Annotated in this window: 2 protein-coding genes and 1 pseudogene; 1 reads left to right on the top strand and 2 read right to left on the bottom strand. The window is 69.2% G+C overall.

The window, feature by feature from the left end; translation table 11 throughout:
- Both R6V09_RS51930 and R6V09_RS51925 read right to left on the bottom strand, forming a co-directional pair.
- A partial coding sequence (locus R6V09_RS51930) for a TerD family protein (protein ID WP_317888370.1) occupies positions 1–600 on the bottom strand: 600 nt, incomplete at its 3' end.
- A gap of 113 nt (positions 601–713) precedes the next feature.
- On the bottom strand, positions 714–1310 hold the full coding sequence (locus R6V09_RS51925) for a M48 metallopeptidase family protein (RefSeq protein WP_317888369.1): 597 nt from the start codon (positions 1308–1310) through the stop codon (positions 714–716).
- Between the two features lie 219 nt (positions 1311–1529).
- Between R6V09_RS51925 and R6V09_RS51920 the strand changes: the two are divergent.
- Positions 1530–1967, top strand: a pseudogene (locus tag R6V09_RS51920) (ThiF family adenylyltransferase); the annotation flags it as partial.

Below are 1967 nucleotides of genomic sequence, written 5' to 3'. Positions count from 1 at the left end.
GGAGGTCTGCGGCGGCGGGGCGAAGCCCGGGGTGGCGCCGGACTGCGGCTGCGGCGCGGCAGGCGCCTCCTCCGCCATGACCTCGCCGCCGAAGTTCTTCAGCAGCGCTTCGAGGCCACCGTCGAAGCCCTGGCCGACGGCGGCGAACCGCCAGACGTCCTTCAGGTAGAAGTCACCCAGCATCACGGCCCGCTCGGTGGTGAACTCCGAACCGTTGAACGAGTAGCGGGCCACTTCCTCGCCACCCGCGACGATACGGACGTATCCCGGGGCGATCTGCGACATCTGTCCGGTGCCGTCGAGCGTGGCTGTGAAGGCCAGCTTGTGGATCTGCGGCGGGATCTTGTCGAGCGTGACCCGGAACGACTCGGCGTCGCCCGCCTGGGCGCCCAGGAGCTGGATGGACTCCTCGGGGGACTTCGGCTGGTTGAAGAACACGAAGTACCGGTCGTCGGAGAGCCGCTCCTCGGCGTCGAGACCGAAGCAGCTGATGTCGAACGTCAGTCCGGGGCCGGTGATCTGTACGCCTACGTACAGATCGGTGCCCGCGGTGAGGTCACTGATCTTGGCCTTGTGGCCGCGTTGGAATTCCCTGGCCATGCGTAACGACCGTCCCCCATCCCGATGCAAGTGCGTCGCGTCAGGCTAACGGCAATCTCCGACACCGGAGTAAGTCGGTACAGACCCGGTACACAATCCCCCACAGGGGACGGTCACTCGTCGCGGGTGCCCGGCGGATTGGGCAGCCGCTCGGCCGCGACCACGCCTTCGAGGTACCCCTTGGCCCGCTCGGTGCGCGGATACGCCTCCAGGAGCCGCCAGAAACGCGGCCCGTGCCCGGGCACCAGGAGATGCGCGAGCTCGTGCAGCAGCACGTAGTCGACGACGTACTCGGGCATGCCCTGGAGCCGGTGGGAGAGGCGGATGCTGCCCTCGGAAGGGGTGCAGGATCCCCAGCGCGTGTTCTGGTTGGTGACCCAGCGCACCGAGGTGGGCCGGGCCCGGCCGTCGAAGTACTGGGCCGACAGGCGCTCGGCGCGCTCGGCCAGCTCCGTGTCACCGAGCACGCGTTTGCTTTCCTGCGCGGCCAGCTTGTCGAGCATGACGGTGACCCAGCGCTTCTCCTCCGCCTCGGACATCCGGGCGGGGATCAGCACGACGGTGCGATCGCCCTCGCGGTACGCGGAGACCGTTCTGCGCCGACGCGCACTCCTGCGGACCTCGATCGCGCTCGCCCCCGAGCCGCTTGGCGGCTGGCTCGTCGTACTGCGCTGTGGTTTTCCGGCGCTGTGCAGTGGGTCGGCGGGCACGCCATGACGTTACCCTCTGCACACGCGGGAAGTCCCGACTCCGGGACGGTTTCGGTGTCGATCCCCCACCAAGCGTTTGATTCGTACGACGAATCCCCACCGCCTGTGGACAACTTTCGGCGGCCGACGGCCCGGCCGGGCACTCTGGCACCACCGGCGGAGCACCGACCAGTTCCACCGAAACACGGGACGTACTTCCTACGGCTACGGGGGCCTGTCATGCATCCGATGGTGAAGCCCGCGCTGCGGCGCGGCTGGCGCGATCTCAACACCGTGCAGTTCGGGATGACACCGGCGCACGCGATGACGCTCGGCCCGATGGACACGGCGACGGGCAGTTTCCTGGACCTGCTCAACGGCACGCGCGGACTGCCTCTCCTGCGTGAGGAGGCACACCGTATGGATCTGCCCGAGGGCCATGTCGACCAGCTGGTGAAAGGGCTGACGCACGCGGGCCTGCTCGACGACGCGAAAGGCGGCGGTCCCGCGGCCGACGCGCTCCGTGCGAAGAAGGACGTCCTCGACCGGCTGCGCCCGGACCTCGCGTCGCTCTCCCTGATCACCGGCGAGCCGGGCGAGTCGATGGGCCGTCTGGCGGCGCGTCGCGAGCTGCGCGTGCAGGTGAGAGGCGCGGGCCGGGTGGGCGCGGTGCTGGCC

This window comes from Streptomyces sp. W16, from assembly GCF_033194735.1.
Taxonomy (GTDB): Bacteria; Actinomycetota; Actinomycetes; order Streptomycetales; family Streptomycetaceae; genus Streptomyces.
The sequence above is the reverse complement of the archived record's forward strand: the minus strand, read 5'-3'. Positions and strand labels throughout refer to the sequence as shown.